Below are 17,221 nucleotides of genomic sequence, written 5' to 3' on the forward strand. Positions count from 1 at the left end.
TTTAACTTGCCGCATGTAGCTAACATCCCCAAAATGGCTGTAAAAAATAAGTTGTTGCAACCATGCTTCATAACATGCGTCTACTCGGGAAACGAGAAAAAGGCCGGTCCCAAGTCGATAACAACTTCTGGACCGGCCCCGCCGACCGTCTTGGAAGACGGATTCGTCTCTATTCGTCAAGCTCTACATTGTGGTACACTTGCTGCACATCCTCCAAATCTTCGAGGACGTCGATCATCTTCTCGAATTGGGTCTGCGCGTCTTCGGGAAGCGTGACATAGTTTTGCGCGAGCATCGTAAGCTCGGCGACGGTAAATTCATCGATGCCGGCATTCTTGAGCGCTTCTTGCACAGCATGGAACTGCTCCGGTTCGGCGTAGACGATGACGGCGTCGTCTTCCTCCATCATATCGCGTACGTCGACTTCCGCTTCCACCAATATTTCGAATACTTCATCGGCCGTTTTGCCGACCAACCCAATCACTGCGGTCGCGTCGAACATATAGGCAACCGATCCGCTTACGCCCAGGCTGCCGCCGTTTTTCGTAAATGCGGCGCGCACTTCGGAAGCGGTACGGTTTACATTATTGCTCAATGCGTCCACGATAACCATGGCCCCGTTCGGTCCGAAGCCTTCGTAACGCAATTCGTCGTAGTTTTCCTCCGCGCCGCCCTTCGCCTTTTCGATCGCGCGATCGATGATCGCTCTCGGCACATTATACGTTTTGGCACGTTCCAGCACGACCTTTAGAGCCCGGTTCGATTCCGGATCGGGTTCCCCTTGCTTGGCCGCTACGTAAATCTCGCGTCCGAATCTTGCATATATACGACTTGTGTTCGCATCTTTCGACGCTTTCTTTTCTTTAATATTATTCCATTTACGCCCCATACTGTTTCCGCTCTCTTTCCATATTGAATCCTCGTCGTCTGACTTCATAATATCTAGTATATTATATCTTTTTCGTGCCATTTGAACAAGTTTTTAAGTGGTTGCATAAAGAAAGGGAAGGCTATACGCCTCCCCCGAATGACCGCTTCGCTTCCCATTTACTTGTTCAAATAAATTCGCGGCACTCTGCTTCCGATTCCCGTCAAAATTTCATTGGCGATCGTGCCGCATCGTCCGGCGATCTGCTGCGCCCCGATCGCTTCCTCGCCGTCCTGTCCGATAATCGTTGCCGTATCGCCTTCTTGCACGCCGTCAATACCGGTTACATCGACCATCAACTGATCCATGCAAATATTGCCCGCAATGAACGCCTTCTGTCCGCGGATAAGAACATACCCGCCCTTCCGGGACCATTCCCGCGGAACGCCGTCGGCATAGCCGATGGATACAGTCGCGATGACGCAATCGCGCCCGGCCGCGTAATTTCGCCCGTAGCCGACAGGCTCGCCTTCGCTCAATCGCTTGACCAACGTAACTCTCGCTCTTAAAGACAGTGCGGGACGCAAGTCGGCATCCGCGTTCACCTGATCGTTCTCATTGCACAGCATTCCGTACAGAGCAATCCCGGGACGGGCCAATCCGCAGTGTATATCCGTATAATTCAAAATTCCGTAACTGCTTTGGATATGAAGCGTACCGGGATCGATTCCCACCCGTATTAATTGTTCCACCGTTTTCATAAACCGGCTAATTTGGCGGTCCGTAAAAGCGATATCCTGCTCTTCCTGACTGTCCGAAACCGACAAGTGAGTGAACGTTCCCGCGATCCGAACGTGGCGGAGCCGATACATCGAATAAATTTGTTCCATCCGGCTGTAATGTTCGCCCAATCTGCTCATGCCCGTGTCGATTTTAATATGCACATTGATCGGTTTGCCGTATTCGTCCAACGCTTTGCCGTAATCGCTGCTAATAACGGTTTGCGAAAGACGGTAGCGCGCAAGATCGGCGAAACGGTCGGGAGAAGTATATCCGAGGACTAATATTTCCCCTTTTATCCCGTTTTTCCGCAATGCGATCCCTTCGTCCACTTCCGCCACCGCGAAATGTTTGACGCCGATGCCGCACAGATGCTTGGCCACCGGTACGCTGCCGTGCCCGTACGCATTCGCCTTCACGACCCCCATCAAATCGCAAGCGGGCGGCAACACGCGTTTAAGCTCCGAGGCATTATGCGCAATACGGGCTAGGTCGACTTCCGCCCATGCTCTGTGGCGGCTGACCGGCTTGGGCGCGAAAAATCGCAGCAGCCGGACCGCAGCGAGAGACAATAGGATAGACAGCAGCGCGACACATACGTAATGGATCAGACTATCGCCGACGACGATCGAAGTCAGTCCGGTTAATTTGCCGGCGCCTCGCACGAAGACAATGGCGATCGGATGCAAAATATAAATCCATGTGCTGATCTGTCTGAGCGTTTGCCCTCTTCCGCTCTCGTTTTTAGGCCGCTCCAAGAGCAAGAAGCCAAACAGAAAGTATACGGCGGGAACGAGAAATAGATACATGCTGTCGTGCCGCGGCAGCTCCAATTGACGCAGCAGCATCCCTTCGCCGAACATCAATGCAAGCGATGCGGCCAAACATGCGGCGCTTGCTTGCGCCGACCGGCCCGAATCGGGCCGTGCGGCCGCCCACGCGCCAAGCGCTAAATAAAGCGGCGCGAAAAACAAACCGTTTCGCGTGTAATCAAACAGCGCAAACATCGATGTATAGGCGTCCAGCAATATCCCGCTTCGTTCGATCAATCCGTAATAGCTGTCGCCGAGCATACCGACCGCATATAATATTCCCGTCGCGGCAAGCGTAATCCGGAGCGAAAAAATCCGGGTGAGATAGTAGACGATATACATCCCAATCATCAGCGCCGGAAGGTACCATAAATGATAAAACGTGCCGTCGAAAACGATATCCTTCAACAAAGAAAAGAAGCTGAAATCGTCGGTAAAATAGCCTGAATAGATATTTAACGGCAAGTATAGCAATATCGAAACCAAGTACAATATCCCGATTTTGCGAACCGTACGGTGCAGCGTTCTCCGATCTTGGCCCAAGTCGCCGGTCAGCTTGCGAAAGAGGAAAAAACCGGAGACGATAAAGAAAAACGGCACGGCCAGGCGCGCTGCGATGCCGGTCAGCATAAAGTCGGCATAGCCGTTGTAGGACATCAACGGGCCGGTATGAATGGCGATGACCAGCAAGGCGGCGACGATTTTGAAACGATCGAGTCCGATGTAACTTGGGCCGTTAGGCGCAGCCATGCTTGTCACTGCCTTTTCGGTGAAATACGGTCACGACGAACCCGTCCTGATTGTTGCCCGAGAGGCAATACCGATCGCCGCGCACGACAGGTACGTTCGTAATGCCGCCCTCCGCCGGAACGTAGTAGATTTCTATTGCCGCATGTTTATGTTCCATAACGAGATGCGAACGTTGAAACGTATATTGCTTGACATATTCGATGTATTCTTCCAGGCAAAATCCGCGTTGTTCCATGATCGCCGAATGCGGAAAGCCGACATAGCGAAAATGCCACGGCTCGCAGGCTATGTTCGTGATCGCTTCCTTCCCTGTTTGATACCTTTGTATAAAGCCGTATTCGGCGGCAAGCCGTTTGAAAACGAAGCAGACGCCGCGGTCGGGGAACGAAGGACGAATATAATCGACATGATCCGTCCGCTCGCCGACATCTACCGCCAACCCCGTTTGATGCTCGCTTTCGTTCGGACGGGCCACATAACTCGCAGTGAAAGCGGCGCCGTTGTCCCGCAGCGAAGTTTCATAGATTTGCGCTTGCGCTTCTCTCGAACGATAACCGCTGACGACGGCGATGCGATCCGTCGCGCGGCAAGCTTTCAACAAGGTCTGCAGCTGCTCGAAGCAGGTTTTTTCCAACGATAAATCCGGTTCATAGGAATGCGAAGCCGCGTACATGCGGTCCACAAGCACAAGGTCTGCCGCGTCTTGCGGCACCATGATCGGATGGCTGCTGTTGACCAATAACAGATGTCCCCGATAAATATGGCCGCGTTCCAAATGAATGATATCGTATGCCAACGAAGGCTGGGCATGATTGGTCCGAACGGATGCTGTCAATTCCATACGACTGGCTCCTCCGTAAGCGCATGCGCAACGAGCCGATCCAAAATTTCGGCATAGGAAATGCCGATGGAGCGAAGCATATTCGGATATCTGCTCGTCGACGTAAAACCGGGCATCGTGTTCACCTCGTTAAACACGAGCCCTCCTTCGCTTGTCAAGAACATGTCTACCCTGGCCAGCCCTTTGCAGCCGAGTGTCCGATAAATCTTCAGCGCCGTCTCTTTGACCTTGGCCGATATGTCGGCGCCAATTCTGGCAGGCAGATGGATCGATGACGTTTCCAGCGAATACTTCTCATGATGATCGAAAAAATGCCCGGCGATTTCAATTTCGTCTACTTCCCCAACAATCGGATCGGTATGGCCGAGAACCGCGCAGCCTACCTCAAACCCTTGAATATGCCGCTCGATCACCACTTTATCGTCATGCGACAAGGCGAGCTTGATGCCGTCGATCAACTCCCCCTCGTCGAAAGCCTTCGTAATGCCGAAGGACGACCCCGATTTGGCGGGTTTCACATAGAGGGGGAAGCCGAGCCTGGCAGCGTCGACGGCGGCCTTGTCGATCGAATCGCCTTCATGCAGCGTAATCGAATCCGGCGTTGCGATGCCCGCGTTGCGAACTAATGTGTGCGCGATGTCCTTATCCATGCAGATCGCGGATGAAAGCGTGCCGCAACCGACGAACGGGATGCCGGACAGTTCAAGCAGTCCCTGTACGGTGCCGTCCTCTCCGTTTTTGCCGTGCAAAACCGGGAAGACAACATCGATCGGAATGATGCGAAATTCGGTACTGATAAACTCGATCAGTCCTCGAACCTCCCTGCTCGGGGATATGCATGCCGGCGAGCAATCGGGATGCGCATGCCAGCTGTCGTCCCGAATCCCTTCTACTTCTCCTTTATATAAGAGCCATTGTCCGTTTCGAGTAATTCCTACCGTAACGATGTGATAGCGATCCCGATCCAAATGTTCGATGATCGCGGCGGCCGAGCTTAGCGATACTTCGTATTCGGTGGAACAGCCGCCGAACAATACCGCAACCGTTGCTTTTTTCATAAATAAAGCCTCCTAAACGTATAAGTGAAGCGCCGCTTTCCGTAAGCCGCGACTTGCAGCAAAACGATACGCTTTGTCTTAATACATCCATGTTAGCCCGGCCGTCTTATTTTTCCTTAAAAATAAAATTAAGTTTTTCTAAAGAATAGACAAGATAGAAATTAAAAATCTTAAAGATCGAAAGCTTGCAAAACAAAACAATGTGTTATATATTATATATGAGCATATGTTCATATATTAATGTTTTTAATTGAATGCAGAATATTTGGAAAAATCGGTCTAAAAGAGGTGCCTGTTTATGAAGAACAATACGTCAACCAAAACCCGCAACAACGAACATCACCACCACCATGGGATCGGCCATCATCATCACGGGGCAGGCGGCCACAGCCACGGAGACAATCGCGAAGGAAACAAGAAAGGTTTGCTCATTGCATTTGTTATCACTACGTCCATTATGGTGTTGGAGTTTGCCGGCGGTCTCGTGACAGGAAGTCTCGCGCTATTGTCGGACTCCGGGCATATGTTGAGCGACGCAAGCTCGCTGCTGCTCAGTTTGGTCGCCATGATCTTTGCGGCCAAAGCCGCTTCGCCGAAGAGAACGTTCGGATTTTACCGGTTTGAAATATTGGCGGCCCTGTTCAACGGCGTTACCTTATTTGTTATCGCTTTTTTCATCATAAAAGAAGCCTGCGAGCGATTCTACAATCCGCCCGAAGTGGCGAGCGGTTCGATGATGCTGATCGCTTCGATCGGACTCGCGGCCAACATGATCAGCGCATGGATGCTGATGAGAAAAGGCGACGTGAAAAACAACGTCAATCTTCGAAGCGCCTATCTTCACGTGCTTGGCGATATGCTCGGGTCGGTCGGCGCGATCGTCGCCGGACTCGTTATGCTCGTGTTCGGCTGGTACGCTGCCGATCCGATCATCAGCGTTGTCGTCGCCTTGTTAATATTGAGAGGCGCATGGGGCGTCTTGAAGCAGGCGGTTCACATTCTAATGGAAGGAACGCCGGACAATATCGATCACGACGAGGTAAAACAAACGCTCCAAAGCATCGACGGCGTCGTCGACGTGCACGATCTTCATATATGGACCGTTACATCGGGTTTTCACGCATTAAACTGCCATATGCGAGTCGACAACGATGCGGATTCCCAAGCGGTGCTGCAGCAAGCCATACATCGGCTCGAAACGGAATATGGCATTACGCACAGCACGATTCAAACGGAGCATTCGCATATTCAACACGAGCAATTAAAACTGTAACGTTGTTGGCCTCGGTAAAGCGGCCGGCCCCCTTTCTTGGGAGTGTCGGCCGCTTCGTTTTATACGATTCGCCGATCCTTACGCGTTTCTCCGTTCAATCAAAACTACGTTAGCGAAGTGATGCACGCTTTTACCTTCCTCTTTTTCCCGCTTTCTGTCGAAATCCCGTTCGCTCAGTAGGCATCCCACGGCATAACCTCATTAATTATTAACATAATTAAATAAATCTCCTGTCTGAACCATCCCACCGCTATCAGGCTTTTTAATGGCCGTTTTGTACGCCAGGCGTAACCTGTTTTCATATTTAAAAGTAATCGTGGACATTCTGTAGGGAAACGGATATTCAGCTTGTCGACGGCTAGAAACGGCCTTCTGAACGAGAGGGATATCGACAGAAGGGACGGAAATGCACATAATAAAACCAAACGCCATAAATCGCAATAAAATGAAAAAAGGGCCGATGGCCCTCCCCTTCTGCGTTACATAAATCGCTAGCGATTAGACGACAGACGATTTCCTTCTCCATCCGATCAGCAAAAACGCTCCAACGACAATCAACGCGATTGCAAAGAGCGGTTGATCGTTGAAACGGTTGAAGATCGATCCAAGCGAAAACACCGCAAAGAACAAAATCGACAATGTCGATAAAATCGCGATCGGGATCAGCAGCCACTTGTTGCGATTGCCGAACCAATAAAATTCGAATAATCCCACCGCCGGAGCCAGTATAAAGCCGGGCCACATAGATCCCCAATTATCGTACAGCATCGATATTTGGCAGACGACTCCTACCGTGAAGAGAATTCCGCCCGGAATCAAGAGGCCGCTTCCCCGCCGATTCGTAACCGAGAAATACATCCAGTGAAAAAATATAGCTAACGGAAGCACGAACATACTCGGCCAAAAATATCCGATAATCGTCCCAGGCCCAAATTCAATTCCCCGGTTTAGAAACAGAAATACGCCGAACAATACAAGCACGGCGCCAACGATTGCGCGCGAATTCATATTTTTCCTCCCTTTGCTTGTTAGCTACATCGTACCAATTCATACTTCGTTCGTCATCTAGCTAAGGTCAAGGGAAAAACTGGACTAAAGTCTGATTTCCTTCCTTATAACGTGCAAGCTGCAACGGATTTATTGCGATTCCAACTCGGTAAAGACGACTAATCGTCGGTTATGTTCGCGCTTCTTTTTATCGAACTTGCCGGTACACGTAATCAAATTCAGATTCGATGTTTCCGCTTCTCCAAAAATTCGTTCCAGAGGAGCTTCTTCGGTTTTGTACGACTCCACCGATTTTACAGTATAAGTCAATTGGTTCCCTTTCTGATCCGAAATCGTCACTTTGTCGTTTTTCTTTAATTTTCTTAAATGATAAAAGATCGCCGGCCCGGTATAATGATCGAGATGTCCGGCGATGACAGCGTTTCCCGGTTCGCCCGGTTTCGTCCAAGGACTTAAAATGCCTACGCGATCGAACTTCTTCGGTACCCCCATATGTCCATTCTCCAGTATTCCTACCGGCTCTACGATCGTATCCAAACCGATTGACGGAATTCGAAGCCGCACCGGAATGAAAGAAATCTCCTCCGTTTCTTCCGGTTCGTCTCTTTCCTCCTCTTCCGTAAATTCGGCGCTGTCATTCCGCTGGTTCGCATCATCAGTTCGAATTTGTTCCGGCTCCGGCGCCGCTAACCGGTCGTAAGACTGAAGCTGTTCCGCATCAGGACGATTCTCCGCCCGAATCGGTTCGCTTTCCGGCCGGCGCTCGCCGGTTTGCGCGAAGCATCCGCATAATATGATCAAAAGGCTGACTACGAACAAAAATTTCATTCGCAAAGCCGTCACTCCTTTCATTCCGATTTTCAAATTGAAAAAAAGAGGGAAGCCCCTCTTTTTGTCGTTACTTGCTCGTTCCGCCCAATCCCGATTTCGGCATTCCCGGCGTTTCGACTGCTCTCATTTTGATTCTTTTTGCATGTTTGCTGTACGGCTTCACATGATGCTTTTTCGCATGTTGTTTCACATGACGCTTTTCATGCGTTTTATGATGGGTTACCGGCTCCGCAAAACCAACTGCGGCGCAAGATAACGACAAAGCCGTCGCAATCATAATGGCAGCGATTCTTTTCATGCTTATCCTCCAAATCGGTGTAGTTAATGTGTTACACGATATATTTTCCGAAGATTCATTTTCAATTATGTGTTGTTATTTTTGGAAGGGAAACAAAACAAAAACCCCAACAATTCGTCGCGATCGCCGGGGGTGAATAGTTGTATTTTCTAGGGACGCTACATTCCGTTCGTTTCGCTGCCTTCCTCTTGAGTCCTCGCTTTGCGCTTTCGCCGTATAGCATATACCGCCGCCGCGCCGAGCGCAGCGACGCCGATCATGCTTGCGTAAGTGTATCCGTTGAATTCAATGGACATAATTCCTAATGAGACCAATGCCAATGCGGAAAAATAAATAAAATTGCCGATGACCGTACTGATGGTAAAATGGCCGAACTTCATGCCGCTTATTCCTGCCGCCGTGTTGATAATGCTTGAAGGCATGAACGGCAGCAATCTGCAAATGAGAATATATACATATCCTCTACCCTCTATTTTATTCTTCCATTTCTGATTCAACTTGCGCGATAGAAACTCCTGAAACCAGTAACGCGCGGCGAAAAATGCGATGGTAGCCGCAACGATGCTCGAAAGGTAGCTCCATAGATAACCGTAAATAAAACCAAACATCGTAACGTTCAAAGAAATAAGAACGATGACCGGAATAATGGTAACCAAATTTTGCACAATCATTAATGTCAACGTAAGAAGCAAAACGAGCGCCATATTCTCATTCGTCAGCTCCCGAAATTTCTCCAAATCGCCTCTAAGCAATAGCGAGAAAGGTTCGGTGGTTAGCGCTGCGATAAAAAGAATGACGAGGAAGGCAAAGGAAATCAGTTTTGCCTTTTTGTTAATTGCGATCACCTCAATTCTGTCTGCGTATCAAAGGAAAAATTTACATAGCCAATTGATAAAGACAGTAATTATCATAATCCGTTTTCGCATAAAAAGCAAAAGATCCTTCGAACGTCATCGCTATGGCTTTTCCATCTAATCCAGCTCAAGATGGACACGCGGCAAACTTAACGCCAGCTTTCGGCGTTACATTATTTTTGCTAGCTAAAGTGCCTACTCCGCGGGACGTCCACCATCCCTATGATGTAAAATGTGCAACGTATTACCCCGTTTCATGAAGCGACTGCCACCTATGCTGCACAATATGCAACATTTCAGGCCATTTCGAGCGATGCAGGCCAACAATTTACCGAAATTGTTGTATTTTCTGCAACATAGCGACCCATTCTATGCTTTTTCCCCGCAAAATGTTGTACTCCGTACAACCTAAGGCTACTCCTACTAATATTTCGGGCAATTCCGCGCCACCAGTCTCGCGATCGAACGGTACAAAATGACCAAACCACAACTCCATTGTCAAACGACAAAACGATATAAAAATCCCCTTCAAGCGAAACATGCGTGGATCGCTTAAAGGGGATTACAGTCAGCGTGACTCGGATCAATCGAACGAAAAATCCTAGTACACTAAAGAAGAAAGCCCGTTAATATGGGATAGATAGCGAATATTGCTCGCTTCTTTCATCAATGAAGCGGGCATGCCTTTCAGGCGGGTTTGATTGCCGCCGATCGTTCCGATCGCGTCTTTGCGGCCAAGGCTGGCAAGCGTGCCGGAGAAGACAGGCTGGAATTCCTTCATTGGCGCTCCTTTGAAATAGGCGAATAAGTTGTAACCGACAAGCTCGCCCATTTGCCATGCGATCTGCGCGCTCGGCGGATAAGGGCGGCCTTCCGGTCCCATAACGACCGCGCTGTCGCCCGCAAGGAATACGTCTTGATGCGACGTAGATTGCATAAACGCGTTAACGGTCGCGCGTCCGCGGTTCGCCTCGATCCCGGAATCCGCTACGACTTTATTTCCGGTCACTCCGCCCGTCCAGACGAGCGTATTCGTTTCAATGGACGTGCCGTCTTTCAGAATGACGTTTTTCCCTTGCACTTCTGTCACGGCGACGCCGGTCAGAATGGTGACGCCCCGTTTTTCCAGACTCGTCTTCGCGCGTTCCACCAATTCCGGCGCAAAGCCCGGCAATATGGAAGGCGCGGCTTCGACGCAATAAAGCGATATATCGTTAAAGTCGATGCCTTTGTTGAGGCATAGCTGCGGCAGCGTATCGGCAAGCTCGCCGATCAATTCGATGCCCGACAGGCCGCCTCCGCCAATGACGAAAGTGGCATCCGCTTTGTTCTTCGTTTGGCTGTACGAGTCGAGGCATGCTTCGACATGCGCGCGAATCCGGTTGGCATCCTCCACGGATTTCAGCGTAAAGCTATGTTCTTCCAAGCCAGGTATGCCGAAATACGCCGTTTCGCTTCCCAACGCGATGACGAGAGCGTCGTACTCCAAGGCCGTGCCGCTGGCCAGGCTCACCCGTTTTTGCTCCAATGCGATTTCCTGCACCGTGCCGATCACGATATCGACATCTTTCTTGCGCAACAGTTTATCCAACGGGAGCGCCACATTTCTTTCGTTCAAGCCGCCGACGGCAAGACGGTGCAATTCCGTGACGATCTGATGGTATCCGTTGCGGTTCACGACCGTAATTCGAGCGTCTTCGGCCGGAATATATTTGCGCGCAGTCAGCGCGGTAAGCAACCCGCCGTAGCCGCCGCCTAATATAACAATATGTTTTGCCATTGTTTATTCTCCATCCTTTCTCGAATCATTGCCGAATTATTGCCGTTTTTGTCGCTCGGATAATACGTCCAAGAACGCTTGCGCGAAGCGAAGCGTTTTTTGCACTTGCGGATCTTTCAACATCTTCAAGATGCCGAACAGGCCGATGGTTGTCGTTTCCGATTCGGCGCGGTCGTTCGCTTCAATCGCAGCGGATGCGATTCCTTTCGCTTTCTCTTGGATCGGCTTGACGAATTCGTTCAATCCGCCTTTGAAATCTTCGATCAGAACCTTGTCCGTAGCGAGAGATTGCGCGACATCGTACGCTTTGGTCATGAAAGTGACCATTTCCGCCAATTTCGGCAGTTGCTCTACTAATTCGGTGAGCGATTGTTGCACCTCGGGCTTCATCAGTTGGTCGAGTATATCCAACTCTCCCCGCGTCTGGGTTGTTGCAGTTTGTTCTGCCTGCTGTTGTGTGACAGTTTCAGACATGTGAAAATGACCTCCTTTTCTTCATTTCCGCAAAGACAAGCATCCTAGAAAAATTCTCCGAATTTTGTCACCTAAAATAAGATTATTTGTGAACAATTTCACATCGAAGTACTACGGATTAGCCTAAACGGATTCTCTACTTTGATTATTGTAATCCTTTTGCCCGTAAACTGCAAAAATTTTTTTGTGTCGGTACCCGGCCCTTTCGAGAGAAAAGGACGCCTGCGGAGCATATGCGCTTCCCGGCATCCTTCTCGTTGCCACTTAATATGAATCGGTGTCGTGGCCTCTTTGTTCCGCTTCCTTGACGGCTTCGCCGGTATGCGCGGATCCTAACGGCCCGGCTCCCTTGCGCTCCGCCGCTTGTTTCAATCCGTCGGCAACGCGCCGGCCGTAGTCTTCGTCGCATTGCGTAAACAATTCGATCATGCGCTGCTGAATATGCGGACTGCATTTCTGCAAGGCATTGACAAGATTGAAGATCAAATCGTTCCGCTCGAAATCGTCGAATGCCCGGTACGTCTCGCCGGCCTGCTTGAAATCGTTCGTCCGGTCGATGCTTTGGCGCACCAGCTTCCCTTCGACATGCGGCGTATATTCCCGGCCCGATTGGGACGCTTCGCGCAAACCGTTCAAAGAGGAAGGTTCGTAATTGATATGCGGGTTTTGTCCGGGCGCAAGATCGACGTAATAGGCCATTTGCCCGTCGCGCTGATTCGTCGCCACCCGCTTCTTGGGCGCGTTGATCGGCAGCTGCAAATAATTGGCTCCGATCCGGTAGCGCTGCGTGTCGGAGTAGGAAAGCGTTCGTCCCTGCAACATTTTATCGTCCGAGAAATCCAGGCCATCTACGAGAACCCCGGTGCCGAACGCAGCCTGCTCGACTTCGGCGAAGTAATTTTGCGGATTTTTGTTCAGTACCATCCGTCCGACTGGCCGCCACGGAATTTGATCTTTCGGCCAAATTTTCGTGTCGTCAAGCGGATCGAAATCCAGTTCCGGATGATCGTCGTCGCTTAAAATTTGAACGAACAGCTCCCATTCGGGATAATCTCCCCGTTCGATCGCTTCATACAAATCTTGCGTCGCATGGTTGAAATTTTTCGCTTGAATCGCTTCCGCGTCGGCCTGCGTCAAGTTTTTAATGCCTTGCTTCGGCTCCCAATGGTATTTCACAAGCACGGCTTCCCCGTTTTGATTGACCCATTTGTACGTATTGACCCCCGAACCTTGCATTTGTCTGTAATTGGCCGGTATTCCCCACGGGGAGTAAACGAAAGTGACCATATGCAGCGTTTCCGGCGAATTGCTGCAAAAATCGAAAAATCGCTCGTCGTCTTGAATGTTCGTAACCGGATCCGGCTTGAAAGCATGAATCATATCGGGAAATTTAATGGCATCCCGGATGAAAAATATTTTCAAATTGTTGCCAACCAGATCCCAGTTGCCGTCTTCCGTATAAAATTTGACGGCAAATCCCCTCGGATCGCGCAACGTTTCGGGAGAATGGCCGCCGTGAATAACGGTCGAGAAGCGTACGAATACCGGCGTTCGCTTGCCTGCTTCCTGGAACAATTTCGCGCGGGTATACTTGGATATCGGTTCGTCGCCGACTTTGCCGTACGCTTCGAAATACCCGTGAGCACCGGCTCCGCGCGCATGAACGACCCGTTCCGGCACCCGTTCGCGGTCAAAATGAGTAATTTTCTCGATGAAATGATAATTCTCCAGCGTGGCGGGCCCGCGATTTCCGACCGTGCGCAAATTTTGATTGTTCGCGACAGGATGCCCTTGTCTTGTCGTAAGCGTTCGATCGTCTTCCCCTTCGCCCTTGCGTCCGTCAAGCGCATCGCCGGCACCCGTTACCGATATGCCGTTTTCCATCGCATTCTCTCTGTTCTGTTCATCGCCCATCAATCTGCTCCTCCTTACATTTCACATGGGAAAACATTAACTTTCTAGTTATTTTATAGAAATTATTATGTTTTATTCATTCCATTTCTTGAAATGTTAGGATGAGCAGGCTGCATCGACTGCAACAGCGCTTCGATTTCTTCGGTGCCGGTTCATTCGGTTTCGAATCCGTACAAACGGTTAAATACCGCCTGCAGCCCGGCCGGGCCGTGGGATTGCTTCAACTCGGCCGTCTTGCCTTCGCAAACGATTCGTCCCCGATCGAGAAAAACGACATCGTCGGCAACCGCTTCCGCGATTTGCAACTGATGCGTTGAAAAAACGACGGCTTGCCCCTGGCTTTTCAATTGTTGAACCAGTTGGACGAACGAATGCATCCAGAACGGATCGAGACCGTTGGTAGGCTCGTCCATGACCAGCAGCGGCGGTTCGGCAAGCAGCGCTTGAGCGAATAATAACCGCTGCCGCATTCCTTTGGAGAAGGAGCGCACCTGCTCGTTTCTAACATCCGCCAGTCCGACGGCGGCAAGCGTTTCTTCCGTTCGCCGCTTGGACACTTTGCGCAGCGATGCCCAGAAGGACAATGTTTCGCCGGCCGTCAATCCTTGGCCGAACAAATAATCGTCGGGCATATACCCAAGCTGCGCCGAGTAAGCTTTGCGATCGTCAGCCCATCGGTATCCGTTCACGCATATCGAACCGCCGCTCGGTTTCAGCACGCCGACGATCATCCGCAAAATCGTGCTTTTGCCGGCCCCGTTGCCGCCGCATAAAGCCAACACGTTGCCCCGCTTCACCGTCATGTTGACGACGTCGACGATGGTTCTCCGCTTGATCGTTTTGCGCACGTCCTGCAATGTCAATACCGGTTCGCAGGACTCTGCCGGCCGGTCCGCCGCCGTTCTAACGTAAGTCGGCTTACCCACGCGTTCGCCCCCTCTCCCATATGAAATAGCTTCCCAGCATCGCCAGACCGACCCATACGGCACAAACGGCGAGAAACAACAGCGTTCCGCCGGGTTCGTCAATCCATTGAATCCAGCGGTAATATTCCGGTCCCAGTATCGATCCGCCGCCCAGTTTGACGACGACAAACAGCCGTACAAGCTCCGCGGGATTGCACATCGTCAGAATAAGCAATGCCGGCTTCGCCCATAGGTATGGCAGCAAGCCGAGCGCCGCAATAAGCAAAGTGGGCCAACCGATAACGGCAAAAAACCAAATCGCCACCGCGATGGTGAGCGCCTGCCACCGGTTTTTGGCCAAAGATCCGACAATGAGCGCAACGGCCAAAAACAGCAGCACCAATCCGACGGAAAAAGCGAAAAACAGCATATACGTATTGCGCTCGAATCCTTTCCCGAACAACGCTCCGGCAACGCCCATGACGCCGTAGCCGAATGCGACGATCGCCAGCAAGACGGAAGCGAGGCCGACATATTTGCCTGCCAAAAAAGACAGCGTCCCGAGCGGATACGTCGACAGCAGTTGCCAGCTTCCTTCTTCCTTCTCCGCGGTCAACGAAAAAGAGCCGAGAAACAGCGTCATGAGCGGAAGCAAGTACAAGATCAAGCTTAACATCGTCCCCGTCGCTCCGGAGTACCCCTGCACGACGTTTTGGGAATTAATCAATAACAGGCTAAGGCTGAAGACGGAGAAAAGGGCCATAAACGAATAGGCCCATGGATTGCGAAACCCCGCTTTCAACTCTCTGCGCGCCACATGGTATACGTTCATCATCGTTACATGCCCGTATCGGAATGCGAGTCATGCGCTTCGGCATCCGCATCGGATTCCGAATGGGATCCTTCTTCCGGGCCGGAATGCGTGTGCGCCTCCGCATCATGGTCCTCCCCGCCGTGCATATGCATCATGTCTTGATTGCGGTCCCAAGAGTGCGAAGCCAATTGATCGGCATTCATGACGATACCGGTTCCCTCCTCCGCAACGAATTGTTCCGCAGACGACCGATCCTTGAAGCTGTAAACGCCGTATGCCATCGGAGACTTGAACGAAGCATCGTATACATAGACGGCATCTTCATACTTGATCCATTCCAAATTGTTGTAATCCCGCACGAATTGCGCGCCGATGTTGTCCGTTCCGTTCTTCGCCTTCCATTCGTTCATACAACCGATATCGTCGAACTTCATATTTTGTCCGTCTTTTGTCGTCAGTTGGGTGGCGAAGGCGTCGTCTTTCACCTGCATATTGCAAATGGCGCATTTATCGACGTTTTCGTCGATGGCGACCGGCTTGTACTCCTTCCAGCCGCATCCGGCCAATATCCCGATTAGCACAATAACCAAACCAATCCATACCGTCTTTTTCATTTTTTTACCCCCACCAAATAAATTGTCGCAATGGACGATGCTAACAAGAAAATGCCAAAGAAAAGGCTCCACCAATAATCGGAATCGCCGGAGCCGGGATTCGGGTCCGCTTCGGCCGGAAGACGCATGAGTGGCGACGAATCGGCGGCCCATACGCTCTGATCGGCAACGAACAGACTTTCCAGAAAACGAATGCCCGGCGATTGGAAAAACAGCTGAAAAGCCGGCTTCCTGTCGACCAGCTGCTGGAAGAACGGATTGATGGCATAAGGAATGTCGCTCATTCCGTCCCGATCCAGATCAATCCCCCGAAAGCTGTCCCAATAGTTGCCGGTCAATCGATTGTCCATGCTTTCCGTCGCTTCCGCCTCGATGACGTTGGCGATAAAGCGATTGTTCGCAAATCGGTTTCCTTCCGATTCGAGCAACTGAATGCCGATAAAATTGCGCAGCACGTCGTTGTCCGTCAATTCATTGCGCAGCGATTGCTCGATATACAAACCGACGCGGTTGCCTTCCACGACGTTGCGGTAGATTCGGGACGTTTGCACGTCAAACAGAAGAATGCCCTGGGAGTTCACGTTTTCGCTTTGCATGCGAAAGACGTTGTCTGTCACCTCGGCATCCTGCACTCCCATGATCATAGCGCCCGTTACATTGAACCGTCCTTCGTTGCCGATGACCTTCGTGCCGTTCGTGTACATGCAATGAATGCCATAGCGCGAGCGCTCCACTTTGTTGTCCTCGACTAAAGCGTCATGGCTGCTTTCCAGATAAATGCCGTCATTCATGCCGGATATTTCATTGCCGGCGATTCGGCTGCGATGCGAGTCGAACAGATCGATTCCGTTGCCTTTTTGCGATAACGGGACTTCGCGATCCCTGTCTGCTTCGGCGCCTAGCCATGCGATTTGGGAATGTTCAATGATGCCGCGATCGGCTTCGCGCAGTTGAATGCCATGCGACCGGGTTCGGATCGCGACGCGGGACAGCGTCGTCTCGTCAGCCTCAACGATTATGGCGGCTTCCCCGGTTTGCGAATTGTGATCGATCTCCACCCCTTCGAGCGTGACGCGATCGGCATGAATGACGACGGCCGGCTCGGAAGCATCGTTCACGATGCGTGCCGTACCCATTCCCCGGATATGAAGCGGCTTATCGACGACGAGCGGCCCCCGGTACGTTCCGGCAGGCAATTCCAGCGTCTCGCCCGGCTTCGCGGCATCGATCAACGTTTGGACCCGCTCGTATCCGGATGTCGGCTCCGCCCCGCCCGGCGCCGCCGCTGCGGACATCGGCAGCAACAGCAGGCATACTACGGACCAAATCAGCGTCGTTCTCACGGCC

Annotated in this window: 16 protein-coding genes; 1 reads left to right on the top strand and 15 read right to left on the bottom strand. The window is 51.2% G+C overall.

Annotated features, from left to right (window positions below):
- Positions 1 to 169 precede the first annotated feature (169 nt).
- From KQI79_RS13030 to vanG, 4 genes are all read right to left on the bottom strand, one after another.
- Complete coding sequence (locus tag KQI79_RS13030; protein WP_216538678.1) at positions 170 to 889, bottom strand: YebC/PmpR family DNA-binding transcriptional regulator; 720 nt, start codon at positions 887 to 889, stop codon at positions 170 to 172.
- Between the two features lie 158 nt (positions 890 to 1,047).
- On the bottom strand, positions 1,048 to 3,210 hold the full coding sequence (gene vanT / locus KQI79_RS13035; RefSeq protein ID WP_216538679.1) for a serine racemase VanT catalytic subunit: 2,163 nt from the start codon (positions 3,208 to 3,210) through the stop codon (positions 1,048 to 1,050).
- Positions 3,197 to 4,051, bottom strand: coding sequence for a D-alanyl-D-alanine carboxypeptidase family protein (locus tag KQI79_RS13040; RefSeq protein ID WP_216538680.1), 855 nt, complete (start codon positions 4,049 to 4,051; stop codon positions 3,197 to 3,199). The genes vanT and KQI79_RS13040 overlap by 14 nt, the downstream gene beginning before the upstream one ends.
- Positions 4,042 to 5,109 (bottom strand): D-alanine--D-serine ligase VanG, encoded by a 1,068-nt coding sequence (gene vanG / locus KQI79_RS13045; RefSeq protein WP_216538681.1) that lies wholly within the window; start codon positions 5,107 to 5,109, stop codon positions 4,042 to 4,044. Before vanG ends, KQI79_RS13040 begins: the two co-directional genes overlap by 10 nt.
- Positions 5,110 to 5,407: 298 nt before the next feature.
- On the opposite strand from vanG, the gene KQI79_RS13050 reads away from it, so the two are divergent.
- Positions 5,408 to 6,382: a cation diffusion facilitator family transporter gene (locus KQI79_RS13050; RefSeq protein ID WP_216538682.1), complete on the top strand. Its 975-nt coding sequence runs from the start codon at positions 5,408 to 5,410 to the stop codon at positions 6,380 to 6,382.
- 498 nt (positions 6,383 to 6,880) lie between these two features.
- On the opposite strand, the gene KQI79_RS13055 is transcribed toward KQI79_RS13050, so the two are convergent.
- The 11 genes from KQI79_RS13055 to nosD all read right to left on the bottom strand — a co-directional run bounded on the left by KQI79_RS13055 (position 6,881) and on the right by nosD (position 17,217).
- The gene (locus KQI79_RS13055; protein WP_216538683.1) at positions 6,881 to 7,390 is read right to left on the bottom strand and encodes a hypothetical protein; all 510 of its coding nucleotides are present in this window, start codon (positions 7,388 to 7,390) and stop codon (positions 6,881 to 6,883) included.
- Positions 7,391 to 7,519: 129 nt separating this feature from the next.
- Positions 7,520 to 8,218, bottom strand: a complete 699-nt coding sequence (locus tag KQI79_RS13060) for a class F sortase (RefSeq protein WP_216538684.1) — start codon at positions 8,216 to 8,218, stop codon at positions 7,520 to 7,522.
- 70 nt (positions 8,219 to 8,288) lie between these two features.
- Complete coding sequence (locus KQI79_RS13065; RefSeq protein WP_216538685.1) at positions 8,289 to 8,519, bottom strand: hypothetical protein; 231 nt, start codon at positions 8,517 to 8,519, stop codon at positions 8,289 to 8,291.
- Positions 8,520 to 8,677: 158 nt separating this feature from the next.
- Positions 8,678 to 9,364, bottom strand: a complete 687-nt coding sequence (locus KQI79_RS13070; protein WP_216538686.1) for a TVP38/TMEM64 family protein — start codon at positions 9,362 to 9,364, stop codon at positions 8,678 to 8,680.
- A 610-nt stretch (positions 9,365 to 9,974) separates the two neighbouring features.
- A complete protein-coding gene (locus KQI79_RS13075; protein ID WP_216538687.1) occupies positions 9,975 to 11,153 on the bottom strand; it encodes an NAD(P)/FAD-dependent oxidoreductase in 1,179 nt (392 codons plus the stop codon).
- Positions 11,154 to 11,189: 36 nt separating this feature from the next.
- A complete protein-coding gene (locus tag KQI79_RS13080; RefSeq protein ID WP_216538688.1) occupies positions 11,190 to 11,627 on the bottom strand; it encodes a DUF1641 domain-containing protein in 438 nt (145 codons plus the stop codon).
- Positions 11,628 to 11,891: 264 nt separating this feature from the next.
- Positions 11,892 to 13,544, bottom strand: a complete 1,653-nt coding sequence (locus tag KQI79_RS13085) for a catalase (RefSeq protein ID WP_483311384.1) — start codon at positions 13,542 to 13,544, stop codon at positions 11,892 to 11,894.
- 149 nt (positions 13,545 to 13,693) lie between these two features.
- Entirely contained in the window at positions 13,694 to 14,467 is a 774-nt protein-coding gene (locus KQI79_RS13090; protein WP_367398188.1) for an ABC transporter ATP-binding protein, read from the bottom strand.
- Positions 14,460 to 15,278: an ABC transporter permease gene (locus KQI79_RS13095; protein ID WP_483311385.1), complete on the bottom strand. Its 819-nt coding sequence runs from the start codon at positions 15,276 to 15,278 to the stop codon at positions 14,460 to 14,462. Before KQI79_RS13095 ends, KQI79_RS13090 begins: the two co-directional genes overlap by 8 nt.
- Before the next feature lie 5 nt (positions 15,279 to 15,283).
- Entirely contained in the window at positions 15,284 to 15,874 is a 591-nt protein-coding gene (locus KQI79_RS13100) for a nitrous oxide reductase accessory protein NosL (RefSeq protein ID WP_216538690.1), read from the bottom strand.
- Positions 15,871 to 17,217, bottom strand: a complete 1,347-nt coding sequence (gene nosD, locus KQI79_RS13105) for a nitrous oxide reductase family maturation protein NosD (protein WP_367398192.1) — start codon at positions 17,215 to 17,217, stop codon at positions 15,871 to 15,873. Before nosD ends, KQI79_RS13100 begins: the two co-directional genes overlap by 4 nt.
- Positions 17,218 to 17,221: the final 4 nt, after the last annotated feature.

This window comes from Paenibacillus sp. MSJ-34 (assembly GCF_018918005.1).
GTDB lineage: Bacteria > Bacillota > Bacilli > Paenibacillales > Paenibacillaceae > MSJ-34.

Coding starts and splice junctions, on each gene's coding strand:
- KQI79_RS13080 (WP_216538688.1), bottom strand. CDS start 11,627: ATGTCTGAAACTGTCACACAACAGCAGGCAGAACAAACTGCAACAACC.
- vanG (WP_216538681.1), bottom strand. CDS start 5,109: ATGAAAAAAGCAACGGTTGCGGTATTGTTCGGCGGCTGTTCCACCGAA.
- vanT (WP_216538679.1), bottom strand. CDS start 3,210: ATGGCTGCGCCTAACGGCCCAAGTTACATCGGACTCGATCGTTTCAAA.
- KQI79_RS13040 (WP_216538680.1), bottom strand. CDS start 4,051: ATGGAATTGACAGCATCCGTTCGGACCAATCATGCCCAGCCTTCGTTG.
- KQI79_RS13050 (WP_216538682.1), top strand. CDS start 5,408: ATGAAGAACAATACGTCAACCAAAACCCGCAACAACGAACATCACCAC.
- KQI79_RS13060 (WP_216538684.1), bottom strand. CDS start 8,218: ATGAAATTTTTGTTCGTAGTCAGCCTTTTGATCATATTATGCGGATGC.
- KQI79_RS13100 (WP_216538690.1), bottom strand. CDS start 15,874: ATGAAAAAGACGGTATGGATTGGTTTGGTTATTGTGCTAATCGGGATA.
- KQI79_RS13075 (WP_216538687.1), bottom strand. CDS start 11,153: ATGGCAAAACATATTGTTATATTAGGCGGCGGCTACGGCGGGTTGCTT.
- KQI79_RS13030 (WP_216538678.1), bottom strand. CDS start 889: ATGGGGCGTAAATGGAATAATATTAAAGAAAAGAAAGCGTCGAAAGAT.
- KQI79_RS13055 (WP_216538683.1), bottom strand. CDS start 7,390: ATGAATTCGCGCGCAATCGTTGGCGCCGTGCTTGTATTGTTCGGCGTA.
- KQI79_RS13095 (WP_483311385.1), bottom strand. CDS start 15,278: ATGAACGTATACCATGTGGCGCGCAGAGAGTTGAAAGCGGGGTTTCGC.
- KQI79_RS13065 (WP_216538685.1), bottom strand. CDS start 8,519: ATGAAAAGAATCGCTGCCATTATGATTGCGACGGCTTTGTCGTTATCT.